This is a genomic window from Streptomyces sp. NPDC048278 (genome assembly GCF_040652195.1).
In the GTDB taxonomy this organism is placed as follows: Bacteria; Actinomycetota; Actinomycetes; order Streptomycetales; family Streptomycetaceae; genus Streptomyces.
This window is the reverse complement of record NZ_JBEZLP010000002.1, coordinates 504,760-519,349: the sequence shown is the minus strand read 5'-3', so window position 1 is coordinate 519,349 and position 14,590 is coordinate 504,760. Positions and strand designations below refer to the sequence as shown.

The following is a 14,590-nucleotide window of genomic DNA, read 5'->3' as shown; positions in this document are numbered from 1 at the left end:
TCCTTCTCGCAGCACAACGCAAGACAAAGTGCCGCGAAACATGGTCCTGTGGAGCAGTTTGGAGTGCTCGCCACCCTGTCAAGGTGGAGGCCGCGGGTTCAAATCCCGTCAGGACCGCACAGTGATTAAGGCCCGCATCCCGCGAGGGAAGCGGGCCTTTTGCGTGCCCTGTGGGCCGCGGGGAGCGGTCGGCGCCCTTGACGGCGTCACATTCGCTGGCTACCCAGGAGGGAGGGCCTGGTTGGTGTCGGCCCCCTCTGGAGGTGGCGTATGGCGGCTTCGGTGCGGCACGAGACGCGGGCGTTGCTGAGGGCCCATCTGGCCGCCGCCTCGTCGTACCGGCATCTGACCCGCCACTGTCCGGTCTGCCATCGGCTGCTGCGGCTGGCGATGGACTCCGCCCCGCACACCGCGGAACCCGCCGAGGACGCCACGGAGGACCAGGACCCCGTCGGCGCGTGACAGCCCGCGGCCGGCGCCCGGCCCAACCCCCCTTCCCCCAGGGGCCGGTGGCGCGCGAGACTCCTCTAGCGCACCCGGGGCAGTACAAACAACCCGTGCGGTATGTGACGGGTATCACCGCATGAGTTTCCGAAAGGGCGCTACTTACCCCCTTCCTACAACTGGTCGATTTAATATGTGCAATTGCACCACCCTGTAGACCCCTCCCGGACCCCCCTCGGAGCCGCCCCCCGGCCCCCCTCCGGAGTCCCGCACAGCAGATCCGACAGTGATCCCCAGACTCCGACAAGGCTGCTCACAGAGGCGCTGGTTACGGTGGGCGAAGCCCCCACGGGACCCCATGGACGCACAAAAAAGATCGCGCTGGACCCGGCGGAGTCCAGCGCGATCTACGACGCACCCTGTGTCGCTTGCCTGAGAGGTTCTTGTCGGCCTGGGCGTGGGCCCTGTTGGGGCAGGTCCCGCGTCGCTTGTAGCTAGGGTTTCGGGCGTCTCGGCCAGTTGGGGGACCGGTCGGTTTGCCCGCTATTCAGTTGGATCAGGCTTCGCTGCGCTGCTGCGGAATGCCCGCCAGCAGGGCGCGCACCTCAGCCTCGCGGTAGCGGCGGTGTCCGCCGAGCGTGCGGATCGACGTGAGCTTGCCGGCCTTCGCCCACCGCGTGACCGTCTTGGGGTCGACGCGGAACATCGTGGCGACCTCAGCCGGGGTCAGCAGCGGCTCGGCATCAGGGGTGCGAGCGGTCATGAGCGGCCTCCTCGGGAGAACCGAACCTTCTCGGTTCTTTCCTCTAAATTCTGCACCTTGACCCGCGTTGCCCGAAATGGCGGACGCGAGTCGAGTCGGTTATAGGACGAACGGCTTGTCCTCGGCACTACAACTACACCATCCGTCCAGCCGCGTCGGCCAAACCGATGGAATTGCCCTCCCAGGTAGGCATCAGCCGCGGAAGCCGATGGACCATGCCATAGCGGACAGTCACGCCACTGTGACGATCAGTCACAGGACGATCAGGAGTCACGAGACCCCCCAAAGCACGTAATGCTGAGAATCCGCCCACAGTGCACCACACTTGGACGGATGGAGACCTCCCCGGACTCCTTGTCCTATTTTGGCACGGGGAGTGGCAAGAGGCGCAAGAGCCGCGTAAGTGCTATCCGTCACCCTTGGCGCAAAAGCCCGGATCGGGACCCAACGTCCAGTGCGTTCACTGAAGTGCCGTCAACGTACGTTGTTTCATGCCTTCTGGGCCGTGACGTACCTCACTCACCGCACACACGTCACGCAGGTGTCATCCGGTCGTAAACCACACCAGACGCCCCGTCACCTAGTACGGAGCAGTGGGCACCGGCACTCAGCCCGGCTCGCACTTCGGCTCACAGTTCGGCTCCAGGTGCGGCTCTCAGTTCGCCGAACGGCGGTCCCGTACGCCCCTCCAGCGCTCCACCAGGCGCCCGTACGCCTCGCCGGCCGCCGCCCCGTCGCCCTGGCGCAGCGCCTCGATGCCGGCCGCCACGTCGGCCGCCGAGTGGTCGCCCTCCAGGTCCCCGGCCGGCAGGGCGTGCACGAGCCCGCCGTAGTCCAGTTCGACCACCGAGCGCGGATGGAACTCCTCCAGCCAGCGGCCGACGTCCACCAGGCCGTCGATCAGCGGCCCTTCCTCCACGGTGTCCTTGAGCGTGCGCAGCGCCCGGGCCACCCGGCGCCGGGCCTGCACCATGGGCGTGCGGTAGCGCAGCATCGGCGGGATCTCCGCGGTGCCCTTCTCGTACCGGCGCTCCTCGTCGGAGACCAGCACGAACCAGTTCAGCGGCACCTGCCAGGTCGCGGTGCGGATCCAGGGCCGGGAGTCGGGATTGCGGACCAGCCAGCGCTCGTAGTCCACCGTGGCCTGCCGGCGCACGACCGGCGGCAGCATCGCGTCCAGGACCGGCTTCGGCAGTTCGTCGGAGAGCTCCTGCAGGGCCTGCCAGCCGCGCAGCCGGGTCCGCCACGGGCAGACGCAGACGACGCCGTCGACCTCCAGCACGAAGGCGTCGGCGCTCTCCTGCACCGGCACCGGAATCGGCGGGGTGGGCAGCAAGTCGGCCAGGGAGCGCCGGAGTTCGTCCTGGTAGGAAGGGCGCCCCGGACGACGGGCGTAGCGCGTCCAGTGGTCGCGCTCCCGGTCCGGGAAGGCTGCCAGCGGCTCGTACACACGCAGGTACGTCGCATACGGGACGACCACCGAGGACACCTTGGGCACGCCTGCTCCCTCCCCATCGGACCGGGCTCGAAACCAGCGGAACCCACGACGGAGCCGGACCGGGCCGACCGCGGAAACCACAGCAAATCGTCCCACGCTCATACGTGCACACACGGCACGGGAGAGTGATCCTGAACACTGCGCGGATGGTGTACGGGCAATGGCTCTACGCTCATGCCACGGCCCCCGCCACCCTTACGGGAGCCCCCGCTTCCACCCGCCGCGACACACGCGACACAACCGGGAGTCACCACAGTGACCGACGTTTCCACCGGCGTCCTGCACACCCTGTTCCACTCGGACCAGGGCGGTCACGAGCAGGTCGTGCTCTGTCAGGACCGCAAGAGCGGCCTCAAGGCCGTCATCGCCATCCACTCCACCGCGCTGGGCCCCGCCCTCGGCGGCACCCGCTTCTACCCGTACGCCAACGAGGAGGAGGCCGTCGCCGACGCCCTCAACCTCGCGCGCGGGATGTCGTACAAGAACGCCATGGCCGGGCTCGACCACGGCGGCGGCAAGGCCGTGATCATCGGGGACCCGGACCGCGACAAGACCGAGGAGCTGCTGCTCGCCTACGGGCGGTTCGTGGCCTCGCTCGGCGGCCGGTACGTCACCGCCTGCGACGTCGGCACGTACGTCGCCGACATGGACGTGGTGGCCCGCGAGTGCCGCTGGACCACCGGCCGCTCCCCGGAGAACGGCGGCGCGGGCGACTCCTCCGTGCTCACCGCGTTCGGCGTCTACCAGGGCATGCGGGCCAGCGCCCAGCACCTGTGGGGCGACCCCTCGCTGCGCGGCCGGACCGTCGGCATCGCGGGCGTCGGCAAGGTCGGCCACCACCTGGTGGAGCACCTGCTGGACGAGGGCGCCGAGGTCGTGATCACCGACGTACGGCAGGAAGCCGTGTGGCGGATCGCCGACCGGCACCCTGCCGTGGGGGTCGCCGCCGACACCGACGCCCTGATCCGGATCGAGGGCCTCGACGTCTACGCCCCCTGCGCGCTCGGCGGTGCCCTGAACGACGCGTCCGTGCCGGTGCTGACCGCCCGGGTGGTGTGCGGCGCGGCCAACAACCAGCTCGCCCACCCGGGCGTCGAGAAGGACCTCGCCGACCGCGGGATCCTCTACGCGCCGGACTACGTGGTGAACGCCGGCGGGGTCATCCAGGTCGCCGACGAGCTGCACGGGTTCGACTTCGAGCGGTGCCGGGCGAAGGCGGCGAAGATCTTCGACACCACACTGGCGATCTTCGCACGTGCGAAGGACGACGGGATTCCGCCGGCCGCGGCGGCCGACCGGATCGCCGAACAGCGGATGCACGAAGCGGCAACGGTGGGCGGACACTGACCGAACACGGGGTTTCCGGACGGATTTCCGGTACCCGCCGACGGGCACTTGGAGAGAACTCTCACGTTCGTCGGCGGGTCGGCCGCCAGGAAGTGGTTAAAATCGTGGTTGACCAGCGGGGACGGGGCACCTCGCGGGTCGTGCAGCCAGGCGCGTGGTGCGGGCGACGTACCGTATGGGCGCGGGCTCAGGTACCGTGGAAGCCCTACGGACCGGTCTCTCCGAGGAGAGCCCGTTCCGGATCATGAACGCGTGTCAGACTCTGGGGCCATCGAGCCCCGTCACCGAGGGGGTCGAGCCATGGGGCGCGGCCGGGCCAAGGCCAAGCAGACGAAGGTCGCCCGCCAGCTGAAGTACAACAGCGGTGGGACAGACCTGTCACGTCTGGCCAGCGAGCTGGGCGCATCGACTTCGAGCCAGCCGCCGAATGGCGAGCCGTTCGAGGACGACGACGAGGATGACGACCCGTACGCCCAGTACGCGGATCTCTACAACGACGACGATGAGGACGAGGACGAGGACGACCAGTCCGGTCCGCACTCCCAGCATCGTCGCGGTGCTTGACTCCGGCGGCTGCTGAGCCGCTTCACTTGCCCGGTCCGGGGTTTCATGCCGGACCGGGTTTTGTGCTGGCCTCACAGAGCCTTACGCGTAGTCGCCCACCAGTTCCGCGCCGGTGGTGTGCTCGCCGCGTTCGGTGATCTCGCCGGCGACCCAGGCGTCGACCCCGCGGTCGGCCAGTGCGGTCAGTGCCACGTCGACCGATTCCTGCGGGACGATCGCCATCATGCCGACGCCCATGTTGAGCGTCTTCTCCAGTTCGAGCCGCTCGACGCTGCCGGTACGCCCGACCAGGTCGAAGATCGGACCGGGGGCCCAGGTGGTGCGGTCGACGATCGCGTGCAGGTGGTCCGGGATCACCCGGGCCAGGTTCGCGGCGAGTCCGCCGCCGGTGATGTGGCTGAAGGCGTGCACCTCCGCCGTCCGCATGAGGGCCAGGCAGTCCAGCGAGTAGATCTTGGTCGGCTCCAGGAGCTCCTCGCCGAGGGTCCGGCCGAGGTCCTCGATGTGCGCGTCGAGGGCGAGGCCCGCCTGGTTCAGCAGCACGTGCCGGACCAGGGAGTACCCGTTCGAGTGAAGACCGGAGGACGCCATGGCGATCACCGCGTCACCCGTACGGATACGATCCGCGCCGAGCAGCCGGTCGGCCTCCACGACGCCCGTACCGGCGCCCGCGACGTCGAAGTCGTCCGGGCCGAGCAGGCCGGGGTGCTCGGCCGTCTCGCCGCCCACGAGGGCGCACCCGGCCAGCACACAACCTTCGGCGATGCCCTTGACGATCGCGGCGACCCGCTCCGGGTGGACCTTGCCGACGCAGATGTAGTCGGTCATGAACAGCGGCTCGGCACCGCACACCACGATGTCGTCCATGACCATGGCGACCAGGTCGTGCCCGATGGTGTCGTACACGCCCAGCTGCCGCGCGATGTCCACCTTGGTGCCCACGCCGTCCGTGGCGGAGGCCAGCAGCGGGCGCTCGTAGTTCTTGAGGGCGGAGGCGTCGAAGAGGCCGGCGAAGCCGCCGAGGCCGCCGAGGACCTCGGGGCGCCGCGTCTTCTTCACCCACTCCTTCATCAGCTCTACCGCGCGGTCGCCCGCCTCGATGTCGACGCCGGCAGCCGCGTAGGAAGCACCGGAAACAGGGCTCTCAGACATTGCCTGGGATCTTTCGGGTTGATGACGGGGCTTACGGGCGACGGATCGCGTCGGCCGCGGCCGTGGCTGCCGGACCGGCCGCCAGCTCGGTCTCCAGGAGCTGCTTGCCGAGCAGCTCGGGGTCCGGGAGCTCCATCGGGTACTCGCCGTCGAAGCAGGCGCGGCACAGGTTCGGCTTGGCGATGGTGGTCGCCTCGATCATGCCGTCGATGGAGATGTACGCCAGGGAGTCGGCGCCGAGCGAGGTGCCGATCTCCTCGATGGTCATGCCGTTGGCGATGAGCTCGGCGCGGGTGGCGAAGTCGATGCCGAAGAAGCACGGCCACTTGACCGGCGGCGAGGAGATCCGGATGTGGACCTCGGCCGCGCCCGCCTCCCGCAGCATCCGCACCAGGGCCCGCTGGGTGTTGCCGCGGACGATCGAGTCGTCGACGACGACCAGGCGCTTGCCCTTGATGACTTCCTTCAGCGGGTTCAGCTTCAGGCGGATGCCGAGCTGCCGGATGGTCTGCGAGGGCTGGATGAAGGTCCGGCCGACGTAGGCGTTCTTGACCAGACCGTTGCCGAAGGGGATGCCGGAGGCCTCCGCGTAGCCGATGGCGGCCGGGGTGCCGGATTCCGGGGTCGCTATGACCAGGTCGGCGTCGACCGGGGCTTCCTTGGCGAGCATCCGGCCCATCTCCACGCGGGAGAGGTAGACGTTCCGCCCGGCGATGTCGGTGTCGGGGCGGGCCAGGTACACGTACTCGAAGACACAGCCCTTGGGCTTCGCGTCCGCGAATCGCGAGGTGCGCAGGCCGTTCTCGTCGATGGCGACGAACTCGCCCGGCTCGATCTCGCGCACGTAGCTGGCGCCGCAGATGTCGAGCGCGGCGGACTCCGACGCGACGACCCAGCCGCGCTCCAGCCGGCCGAGGACCAGCGGGCGGATGCCCTGCGGGTCGCGGGCGGCGTAGAGGGTGTGCTCGTCCATGAAGACGAGCGAGAAGGCGCCCCGGACCTTCGGGAGGACCGCGTGGGCGGCCTCCTCGATGGTCAGCGGCTTGCCGTCCTCGTCGGTCTGGGCCGCGAGGAGGGCGGTGAGCAGGTCGGTGTCGTTGGTGGCCGCGACCCGGGTGGACCGGCCGTTGTGGTCCTTGGGGAGTTCGGCGACCATCTCGGCGAGCTGCGCCGTGTTGACGAGGTTGCCGTTGTGGCCGAGCGCGATCGAACCGTGCGCGGTGGCGCGGAACGTCGGCTGGGCGTTCTCCCACACGGAGGCACCGGTGGTCGAGTAGCGGGCGTGACCGACCGCGATATGGCCCTGGAGCGAGCCTAGGGAGGTCTCGTCGAAGACCTGGGAGACGAGGCCCATGTCCTTGAAGACGAGGATCTGGGAGCCGTTGCTGACCGCGATACCCGCGGACTCCTGGCCCCGATGCTGGAGGGCGTACAGCCCGAAGTACGTGAGCTTGGCGACCTCTTCACCGGGAGCCCAGACACCGAAGACGCCGCAAGCGTCCTGGGGGCCCTTCTCACCGGGGAGCAGATCGTGATTGAGGAGACCGTCACCACGTGGCACGGCACCGAGTGTAGGCGAGATCGACCACTGGTCCGAATTGGGGATACACAGCCGTAATGGATCTACGACTGCGGACGCGGTTGTGGCTTTCTCCATTTTCGCAGGTCAGCGAGGTGGGAGCTTTCTCCAGGCGGTGCCGGTTCGGGCGGACCGGTGCCCGCGCAACCCCCTCACACCGTATCCCTGAGTGAGGTGTCGCACATCATTCGGGGGGTCGCGAGGGGGCCGCGGCCCGGGACGCGGTCAGGTCCCGGACAGCTGGACGCGGTCGCCGCCGGTCGCGGTGAGGGTGAGTTTCCCGCCCTCGCCCGTGATGGTCAGCGGTCCCGAGGTGAGCGTGCGGGAGAGGGCGCGCTCGAAGGTCATCCGCGCGTTGTCGCAGGCCATCCGCGTGGTGCGGAGGTGGCTGAGCCGAAGCTGGTCACCGGTGATCTCCGCCGGTCCGCTGAACTGGTTGCACCCGAGGCTGCCGGCCGCGCGGCCGTCCTCGATCTTCAGGTGGGCGTGCGCCGGGGCGCGCTGGGTGGCGCCGTCGACGGTCACACTGTCGACGGTCCAGTCGATCCCGGTCACGGCCGGCGCAGTCCCCACGGTTCCGCCTCTCCCACCGCCACAGGCCACCGCGAGCAGAGCGATCAGGGCGGCGGCCACCACCCTCGCAAGGGTCGTACGGCGCATGCGCTGTTTCAACCCGTACCTGTACATACCGTTTCGACGGCGCGCCCCGGGTGATCGGTTCCCTCACCCCATGACGGGCAGGTACGCCCCGAGGTCCGCCCGCTCCCCGCTGGCGCTGACCCTGGCGTCCGCGACGGCCTCCTGCCACCCCAGCCGTCCGGTGGCCAGCCGGATCCAGGTCAGCGGGTCGGTCTCGACGACGTTCGGCGGGGTCCCCCGGGTGTGCCGGGGCCCTTCGACGCACTGCACGACGGCGTACGGCGGCACCCGCACCTCGGTCGAGCCGCCGGGCGCCTTGACCGCGAGCGCGTCGGCGAGCAGCCGGGTGCAGGCGGCGAGGGCCTGCCGGTCGTGGGGGATGTCGAGTCCCGGGACCGCCGCGGCGAGGTCGTCGGCGTGGACGACCAGCTCCACGGCCCGGGTGACGAGGTAGTCGTCGAGGGACAGGGCCCCGACGTTGGTGGCGAGCAGCCGGGTGCCGGGGTGCGCGTCGAGCAGGGCACGGAGGCCGCCGTCGGCGTCGGCGAGGTAGGCGTCCAGGTCGGAGTGGCCGACGGCGAGGCGCCGGGTGAAGTCGTCGATGGCGGCGGCGTTGCCGGAGGTCCCGAACGGCCAGTCCAGCAGCACCGCGTCGGGCTTCGCCGGCTCGGGCTGGTCCAGGGCCCGGTGGACGGCGGTGACCGCCATGCCGATGTGGGCGACGAGGTCCCGTACGGTCCACCCCGCCAGCCGGGTGGGGAGCGCGAGCTGCTCGGGGCCGAGGGTGCGGACGGCGTCCCGCACGTTCGCGAACTGGGCGAGAACCGCCGTACGGGTTCTGGCGGGGTCGTACGTCCTGGGGCGCTTCTTGGCAGGGGGCATGGCGGTGAGCGTATTGCGGCGGTCCGACGGGCCGGGGATTTTTTGTCAGCCTGGATTGACATCTCTCAGGGTGTCAATCCAGACTGACAGACATGGAGACACAAGAGCTCTCGGAACGTCTCAGGTCGCACGACCCCGCGGTGGGACTGCGGGCGGTGGGTGCCCTGCACCGGCTGGCCGAGCAGGTCGAAGCGGCGGCCGTGGTGCGCGCACGGGAACAGGGATGGTCCTGGGAGCAGATCGGGGACGCCCTGGGCGTCTCCCGGCAGTCCGTCCACGCCAAGTACGGGAAGTGAGACGAGCATGTTCGAACAGTTCGCGGCAGAGGCCCGGGCGACCGTCGCGTCGGCCCTCGAAGAAACCACGCTGCGCGGCGACCGCCGCATCGGCACCGAGCACCTCCTGCTGGGCGTGCTCCACGATCCCGGCGCGGTCCGCGCCCTCGGCACCGACCTGGAGACCGCCCGCGCCGCCCTCGACGCCCTCGACCGGTCCGCGCTGGCCGTGGTCGGCGTCGACGTCCGGGGCGTCGAGCGGGCCCCGATCCCCGTGTCCCGCAAACGCACCCCCTTCACCTCGGGCGCCCGCGCCGTCCTCCCCCGCGCCCTCGCCGAGACGAAGAAGGCCCACAGCCACCGCATCACCCCGGAACACCTGCTCCTGGCCCTCCTCGGCTGCGAACGCCCGGACCCCGCAGCAGAACTCCTCACCGAACTTGCTATTGACTGCACCGCGGTACGGGCCCGCCTGATCCACCGGGACCGCTGAGCTGGGGGCGGTCAGGGGGCGAGGTCGGAAGCCGGGGTGATCACCCAGTGGTTGCTGTGGATGACCCGGTCGGCGAAGTCGACGTCGATCTCGCCGAGCAGGCGGAAACCGAGGGACCGGCAGATGCCGTTCGAAGGGCCGTTGGCCGCCGCCGGGAAGGCGTGGACGTCCCCCCAGCGGTCCTCGTCCCGGGCCTGTTCGAGGAGGGCGCGGGTGGCAAGCCTGCCGAGCCCGCGGCCCTGGAACTCGGGCAGCACCATCCACCCGATCTCCGACAACGGCTCCCCGCCCTCGCCGTGCGCCCAGATACACACGTTCCCCGCGACGACCCCGGGAGCGCCGGGGTCAGGAACGATCATCCTGATCCAGGAGGTGTCGGCCGCCGCCTCCTCGGCATCCCGGCGCACCTTGTCCGCGATTCCCTCGCTGGGCAACGGCCCGCCGAGGTCCTTCATCATCACGGGGTCGCAGCGCATGCGGAGGTAGGCGTCCACGTCGTTCTGGGTGACGTTTCGCAAGTACATGCCAGAAGGATGGGGCGCCTGCCCTGAGCGCGAAAAGGCCCCGCCCGGAGACATGAACCCGGGCGGGGCCTTCGTCGGCGTACGGCCGGCTACGCGAGCAGCGCCTCGATCGTGCCCTCGTGGGCCTCGCGGAGTTCCGTCAGGGAGAGGGTGAACTCGCCCTGGATCTCCACCGAGTCGCCGTCCACGACGCCGATGCGGGTTGCCGGGAGGCCCCGGGCGCCGCACATGTCGTTGAAGCGGACCTCCTCGGAGCGCGGGACGGCCACGACGGCGCGGCCGGCCGACTCGGAGAGGAGGAAGGTGAAGGCGTCGAGGCCGTCGGGGACGACCAGGCGCGCGCCCTTGCCGCCGAGGAGGGCCGACTCGACGACCGCCTGGACGAGGCCGCCGTCGGACAGGTCGTGCGCGGAGTCGATCATGCCGTCGCGGGAGGCGGAGATCAGGATCTCGGCGAGGAGGCGCTCGCGCTCCAGGTCCACCTTCGGGGGCAGGCCGCCCAGGTGGTCGTGGACGACCTGGGACCAGGCCGAGCCGCCGAACTCCTCACGCGTGTCGCCGAGGAGGTAGAGCAGCTGGCCCTCCTCCTGGAAGGCGACCGGCGTGCGGCGGGCCACGTCGTCGATCACGCCGAGGACGGCGACCACCGGGGTCGGGTGGATGGCCACCTCGCCCGTCTGGTTGTAGAGCGAGACGTTGCCGCCGGTCACCGGGGTGCCGAGCTGCTGGCAGGCGTCGGCGAGACCGCGGATGGCCTCGGCGAACTGCCACATCACCGCCGGGTCCTCGGGCGAGCCGAAGTTCAGGCAGTCGGAGACGGCGAGCGGCTTGGCACCGGTGGTGGCGACGTTGCGGTACGCCTCGGAGAGGGCCAGCTGGGCGCCCGCGTACGGGTCGAGCTTGGCGTAGCGGCCGTTGCCGTCGGTGGCGATGGCGACGCCGAGGCCCGTGGACTCGTCGATGCGGATCATGCCCGAGTCCTCGGGCTGGGCCAGCACCGTGTTGCCCTGCACGAAGTGGTCGTACTGCGAGGTGATCCACTTCTTGGAGGCCTGGTTCGGGGAACCGACCAGCTGGAGGACCTGCTGCTTGAGCTCCTCCGCCGTCGCCGGGCGCGGCAGCTTGTTCGCGTCGTCCGCCTGGAGGGCGTCCTGCCAGGACGGGCGGGCGTAGGGGCGCTCGTAGACCGGGCCGTCGTGGGCGACCGTGCGCGGGTCGACGTCGACGATCTTCTCGCCGTGCCAGAAGATCTCCAGGCGGTCGCCGTCGGTCACCTCACCGATGACGGTGGCGATGACGTCCCACTTCTCGCAGATCTCCAGGAAGCGCGCGACCTTGGCCGGCTCGACCACCGCGCACATGCGTTCCTGCGACTCGCTCATGAGGATTTCCTCGGGCGAGAGCGTGGAGTCGCGCAGCGGGACGTCGTCCAGGGTGACGGTCATGCCACCGGAGCCGTTCGAGGCCAGCTCGGAGGTGGCGCAGGACAGACCCGCCGCGCCGAGGTCCTGGATGCCGACGACGAGCTTCTCCCGGAACGCCTCCAGGGTGCACTCGATGAGCAGCTTCTCCTGGAAGGGGTCGCCGACCTGGACGGCCGGACGCTTGGAGGGCTTGGCGTCGTCGAAGGTCTCCGAGGCCAGGATCGACGCGCCGCCGATGCCGTCGCCGCCGGTCCGGGCGCCGTACAGGATGACCTGGTTGCCCGCGCCGGAGGCCTTGGCGAGGTGGATGTCCTCGTGCCGCATGACGCCGATGGCACCGGCGTTGACCAGCGGGTTGCCCTGGTAGCAGGCGTCGAAGACGACCTCGCCGCCGATGTTGGGCAGGCCCAGGCAGTTGCCGTAGCCGCCGATGCCGGCGACGACTCCGGGCAGCACGCGCTTGGTGTCGGGGTGGTCGGCGGCGCCGAAGCGCAGCGGGTCGACCACGGCCACCGGACGCGCGCCCATCGCGATGATGTCGCGGACGATGCCGCCGACACCGGTCGCCGCGCCCTGGTAGGGCTCGACGTACGACGGGTGGTTGTGCGACTCGACCTTGAAGGTGACCGCGTAGCCCTGGCCGACGTCGACCACGCCCGCGTTCTCGCCGATGCCGACGAGCAGGGCGTCCGACTGCGGGGCCTTCTCGCCGAACTGGCGGAGGTGGACCTTGGAGGACTTGTACGAGCAGTGCTCGGACCACATGACCGAGTACATGGCCAGCTCGGCGCCGGTCGGGCGGCGGCCGAGGATCTCCACCACCCGCTCGTACTCGTCCTTCTTCAGGCCCAGTTCGGCCCAGGGCAGCTCGACGTCGGGGGTCTCGGCCGCGTGCTCGACCGTGTCCAGAGGCGTCCGGCTCATGCGTTGACCAGCTTCTTGAGGATCGAGGTGAAGAAGGGGAGGCCGTCCGTGCGGCCGGTGCCGATCAGCGGCTCGACGGCGTGCTCGGGGTGCGGCATCAGGCCGACGACGTTCCCGGCCTCGTTGGTGATGCCGGCGATGTCGCGCAGCGAGCCGTTCGGATTGCCGTATCCATCAGCGGCTTCGCCGCGGACCACGTACCGGAAGGCGACGCGGCCCTCGGCCTCCAGCTTGTCGAGCGTGTACTCGTCGGCGACGTACCGGCCGTCCATGTTCTTCAGCGGGATGTGGATCTCCTGGCCCGCGCTGTAGTCCGTCGTCCAGGCGCTGGAGGTGTTCTCCACCCGCAGCTTCTGGTCGCGGCAGATGAAGTGGAGGTGGTCGTTGCCGAGCATCGCGCCGGGGAGCAGGTGCGCCTCGGTGAGGACCTGGAAGCCGTTGCAGATACCGAGGACCGGCAGCCCGGCCTTCGCCTGCTCGATGACCGTCTCCATCACCGGCGAGAAGCGGGAGATGGCACCGGCCCGCAGATAGTCGCCGTAGGAGAAACCACCGGGAAGGACCACCGCGTCGACCTGGTGAAGGTCCTTGTCCTTGTGCCAGAGCGCGACCGGTTCCGCACCAGCGAGACGGATCGCGCGCTGGGTGTCACGGTCGTCGAGGCTTCCCGGGAAAGTGACGACGCCAATACGAGCGGTCACTTCGCCGCCTCCGCGACTTCGTCGACGCGAACCGTGAAGTCCTCGATCACGGTGTTGGCGAGGAAGGATTCCGCAAGATCGTGGATGCGGGCGAGCGCGGCCTCGTCGACCGGCCCGTCAACTTCCAGTTCGAATCGCTTTCCCTGACGGACATCGGAGATGCCTTCGAAACCCAGGCGCGGCAGCGCACGCTGGACCGCCTGGCCCTGGGGGTCGAGGATCTCCGGCTTGAGCATGACGTCGACTACGACGCGTGCCACTGGCACTCCCGGTGTTGTGGTGCTGACTGCTGAGCAGATACCCGTGATACCCGTCGGTGGTCTCCGACCGGTGTCTTCAGACTACCCGCACAAAATTTCTACGCGGGTAGAGTTGTAGGAAACTACGTGAGGCGCATCACGATCGGGTGACAGCGGAGGATCCTCACGAAAAGTTCTGGGAAAGTTCCCCGGGTTCGTCCACGACATCTATTGCGCTGGTGACACGCGGACGGATTTAGTCGGGCTTCACTTTGTATTGCCAGGCACTGTACAAATGAATTGGCAATAGCCGATACTCGGCACGTCATCTTCCGCCGTCGCGGTCATCGCCGATGCGCTGTCGATGAGCTGTATAGACGTGCCACACGAAGGGACCGAATATTCGTGGCGCAGAAGGTCGTGGTCACTCTCTTTGACGACATCGACGGCTCGGAAGCGGCGGAAACGATCGCCTTCGGACTCGACGGCAAGTCGTACGAGATCGATCTGAATCAAGCGAACGCCAAGAAACTGCGCAGGGCCCTGGAGCCCTACGTGGTGGCCGGCCGCAAGCGGTCGAAGTCGGGCAAGGCGTACAAGCAGACGGAGGTCGCCCCCGACCCGGCGGCCGTCCGCGCCTGGGCGCAGGCGAACAAGATGGACGTCCCGGCCCGCGGTCGCATCCCGAAGAAGGTGTACGAGGCGTTCAGCGCCGCCCAGTGACAGGGGTGGCCGGCTGCTCTCAGGGTGCGTCAGCCGCCCCTGGGGGCAGTCGACTTGCGCTACCCCCCTGCTGATCAGCTAATGTCTGGAGCACGCCGAGGGGCAAGGCCGAAAAGCCGGAGCCCACGGACTACATGCGGGTGTAGTTCAGTAGTAGAACATCCCCCTTCCAGGGGGAAGGCGCAGTGTGCAATTCCTGTCACCCGCTCTGCACCGCCGTCCTGAGCATGCTTGTGGATCAGGTAGGCTGGTGCTCGCACCGATCGGTGGGAGCCGGTCGGGGGCAGTGCGGACGTAGCTCAGTTGGTAGAGCGCAACCTTGCCAAGGTTGAGGTCGCGAGTTCGAGCCTCGTCGTCCGCTCCAGCTCATAGAGGAAACCCCAGTCATATGACTGGGGTTTTTTCGTGCGCCGACCTCC

At 69.2% G+C, this 14,590-nt stretch carries 16 protein-coding genes and 3 tRNA genes; 9 read left to right on the top strand and 10 right to left on the bottom strand.

What is annotated here, in order from left to right; all coding sequences use genetic code 11:
* Window positions 1-42: 42 nt before the first annotated feature.
* Both AB0D74_RS05965 and AB0D74_RS05960 read left to right on the top strand, forming a co-directional pair.
* Window positions 43-117 (top strand) — tRNA-Asp (locus AB0D74_RS05965).
* A gap of 153 nt (window positions 118-270) precedes the next feature.
* The gene (locus AB0D74_RS05960; RefSeq protein ID WP_362580934.1) at window positions 271-462 is read left to right on the top strand and encodes a DUF6274 family protein; all 192 of its coding nucleotides are present in this window, start codon (window positions 271-273) and stop codon (window positions 460-462) included.
* 538 nt (window positions 463-1,000) lie between these two features.
* Here the strand turns inward: AB0D74_RS05960 and bldC are convergent.
* Window positions 1,001-1,207: a developmental transcriptional regulator BldC gene (gene bldC, locus AB0D74_RS05955; protein ID WP_003949541.1), complete on the bottom strand. Its 207-nt coding sequence runs from the start codon at window positions 1,205-1,207 to the stop codon at window positions 1,001-1,003.
* 655 nt (window positions 1,208-1,862) lie between these two features.
* A complete protein-coding gene (locus AB0D74_RS05950; RefSeq protein WP_362580933.1) occupies window positions 1,863-2,705 on the bottom strand; it encodes a hypothetical protein in 843 nt (280 codons plus the stop codon).
* A 255-nt stretch (window positions 2,706-2,960) separates the two neighbouring features.
* Between AB0D74_RS05950 and AB0D74_RS05945 the strand changes: the two genes are divergently transcribed.
* The gene (locus tag AB0D74_RS05945; protein WP_362580931.1) at window positions 2,961-4,052 is read left to right on the top strand and encodes a Glu/Leu/Phe/Val dehydrogenase dimerization domain-containing protein; all 1,092 of its coding nucleotides are present in this window, start codon (window positions 2,961-2,963) and stop codon (window positions 4,050-4,052) included.
* 300 nt (window positions 4,053-4,352) lie between these two features.
* A complete protein-coding gene (locus AB0D74_RS05940) occupies window positions 4,353-4,616 on the top strand; it encodes a DUF3073 domain-containing protein (protein ID WP_046733692.1) in 264 nt (87 codons plus the stop codon).
* An 81-nt stretch (window positions 4,617-4,697) separates the two neighbouring features.
* On the opposite strand, the gene purM is transcribed toward AB0D74_RS05940, so the two are convergent.
* The 4 genes from purM to AB0D74_RS05920 all read right to left on the bottom strand — a co-directional run bounded on the left by purM (window position 4,698) and on the right by AB0D74_RS05920 (window position 8,868).
* Window positions 4,698-5,768, bottom strand: a complete 1,071-nt coding sequence (gene purM / locus AB0D74_RS05935) for a phosphoribosylformylglycinamidine cyclo-ligase (protein WP_362580929.1) — start codon at window positions 5,766-5,768, stop codon at window positions 4,698-4,700.
* Between the two features lie 31 nt (window positions 5,769-5,799).
* Window positions 5,800-7,329, bottom strand: a complete 1,530-nt coding sequence (purF, locus tag AB0D74_RS05930; protein ID WP_362580927.1) for an amidophosphoribosyltransferase — start codon at window positions 7,327-7,329, stop codon at window positions 5,800-5,802.
* 243 nt (window positions 7,330-7,572) lie between these two features.
* A complete protein-coding gene (locus tag AB0D74_RS05925) occupies window positions 7,573-7,920 on the bottom strand; it encodes an META domain-containing protein (RefSeq protein WP_362580925.1) in 348 nt (115 codons plus the stop codon).
* 150 nt (window positions 7,921-8,070) lie between these two features.
* Window positions 8,071-8,868: a sterol carrier family protein gene (locus AB0D74_RS05920; RefSeq protein WP_362580923.1), complete on the bottom strand. Its 798-nt coding sequence runs from the start codon at window positions 8,866-8,868 to the stop codon at window positions 8,071-8,073.
* Between the two features lie 92 nt (window positions 8,869-8,960).
* Between AB0D74_RS05920 and AB0D74_RS05915 the strand changes: the two genes are divergently transcribed.
* Both AB0D74_RS05915 and AB0D74_RS05910 read left to right on the top strand, forming a co-directional pair.
* On the top strand, window positions 8,961-9,164 hold the full coding sequence (locus tag AB0D74_RS05915; protein ID WP_093501116.1) for a helix-turn-helix domain-containing protein: 204 nt from the start codon (window positions 8,961-8,963) through the stop codon (window positions 9,162-9,164).
* 7 nt (window positions 9,165-9,171) lie between these two features.
* Entirely contained in the window at window positions 9,172-9,636 is a 465-nt protein-coding gene (locus tag AB0D74_RS05910; RefSeq protein ID WP_362580921.1) for a Clp protease N-terminal domain-containing protein, read from the top strand.
* A gap of 11 nt (window positions 9,637-9,647) precedes the next feature.
* Here AB0D74_RS05910 and AB0D74_RS05905 read toward each other — a convergent pair whose 3' ends face one another.
* From AB0D74_RS05905 to purS, 4 genes are all read right to left on the bottom strand, one after another.
* Window positions 9,648-10,160: a GNAT family N-acetyltransferase gene (locus AB0D74_RS05905; RefSeq protein WP_362580919.1), complete on the bottom strand. Its 513-nt coding sequence runs from the start codon at window positions 10,158-10,160 to the stop codon at window positions 9,648-9,650.
* Window positions 10,161-10,249: 89 nt separating this feature from the next.
* Entirely contained in the window at window positions 10,250-12,508 is a 2,259-nt protein-coding gene (purL, locus tag AB0D74_RS05900) for a phosphoribosylformylglycinamidine synthase subunit PurL (RefSeq protein ID WP_362580917.1), read from the bottom strand.
* Window positions 12,505-13,209 (bottom strand): phosphoribosylformylglycinamidine synthase subunit PurQ, encoded by a 705-nt coding sequence (purQ, locus tag AB0D74_RS05895; RefSeq protein WP_362580915.1) that lies wholly within the window; start codon window positions 13,207-13,209, stop codon window positions 12,505-12,507. Before purQ ends, purL begins: the two co-directional genes overlap by 4 nt.
* Complete coding sequence (gene purS, locus AB0D74_RS05890) at window positions 13,206-13,469, bottom strand: phosphoribosylformylglycinamidine synthase subunit PurS (RefSeq protein WP_093501106.1); 264 nt, start codon at window positions 13,467-13,469, stop codon at window positions 13,206-13,208. Before purS ends, purQ begins: the two co-directional genes overlap by 4 nt.
* A gap of 384 nt (window positions 13,470-13,853) precedes the next feature.
* Between purS and AB0D74_RS05885 the strand changes: the two genes are divergently transcribed.
* The 3 genes from AB0D74_RS05885 (at window position 13,854) to AB0D74_RS05875 (ending at window position 14,535) form a co-directional block, all read left to right on the top strand.
* Window positions 13,854-14,171 carry an Lsr2 family protein gene (locus AB0D74_RS05885; protein ID WP_351706462.1) on the top strand — a complete coding sequence of 106 codons (318 nt, stop codon included), beginning with the start codon at window positions 13,854-13,856 and terminating at the stop codon, window positions 14,169-14,171.
* Between the two features lie 136 nt (window positions 14,172-14,307).
* A tRNA-Gly gene (locus tag AB0D74_RS05880) sits at window positions 14,308-14,379 on the top strand.
* Between the two features lie 80 nt (window positions 14,380-14,459).
* A tRNA-Gly gene (locus AB0D74_RS05875) sits at window positions 14,460-14,535 on the top strand.
* Window positions 14,536-14,590 lie beyond the last annotated feature (55 nt).

Bases quoted from the DNA above. Each gene is read 5' to 3' on its own strand.
- AB0D74_RS05960 (WP_362580934.1), top strand. From the start codon at position 271: ATGGCGGCTTCGGTGCGGCACGAGACGCGGGCGTTGCTGAGGGCCCAT.
- bldC (WP_003949541.1), bottom strand. From the start codon at position 1,207: ATGACCGCTCGCACCCCTGATGCCGAGCCGCTGCTGACCCCGGCTGAG.
- AB0D74_RS05940 (WP_046733692.1), top strand. From the start codon at position 4,353: ATGGGGCGCGGCCGGGCCAAGGCCAAGCAGACGAAGGTCGCCCGCCAG.
- purM (WP_362580929.1), bottom strand. From the start codon at position 5,768: ATGTCTGAGAGCCCTGTTTCCGGTGCTTCCTACGCGGCTGCCGGCGTC.
- AB0D74_RS05920 (WP_362580923.1), bottom strand. From the start codon at position 8,868: ATGCCCCCTGCCAAGAAGCGCCCCAGGACGTACGACCCCGCCAGAACC.
- AB0D74_RS05915 (WP_093501116.1), top strand. From the start codon at position 8,961: ATGGAGACACAAGAGCTCTCGGAACGTCTCAGGTCGCACGACCCCGCG.
- AB0D74_RS05910 (WP_362580921.1), top strand. From the start codon at position 9,172: ATGTTCGAACAGTTCGCGGCAGAGGCCCGGGCGACCGTCGCGTCGGCC.
- AB0D74_RS05905 (WP_362580919.1), bottom strand. From the start codon at position 10,160: ATGTACTTGCGAAACGTCACCCAGAACGACGTGGACGCCTACCTCCGC.
- purL (WP_362580917.1), bottom strand. From the start codon at position 12,508: ATGAGCCGGACGCCTCTGGACACGGTCGAGCACGCGGCCGAGACCCCC.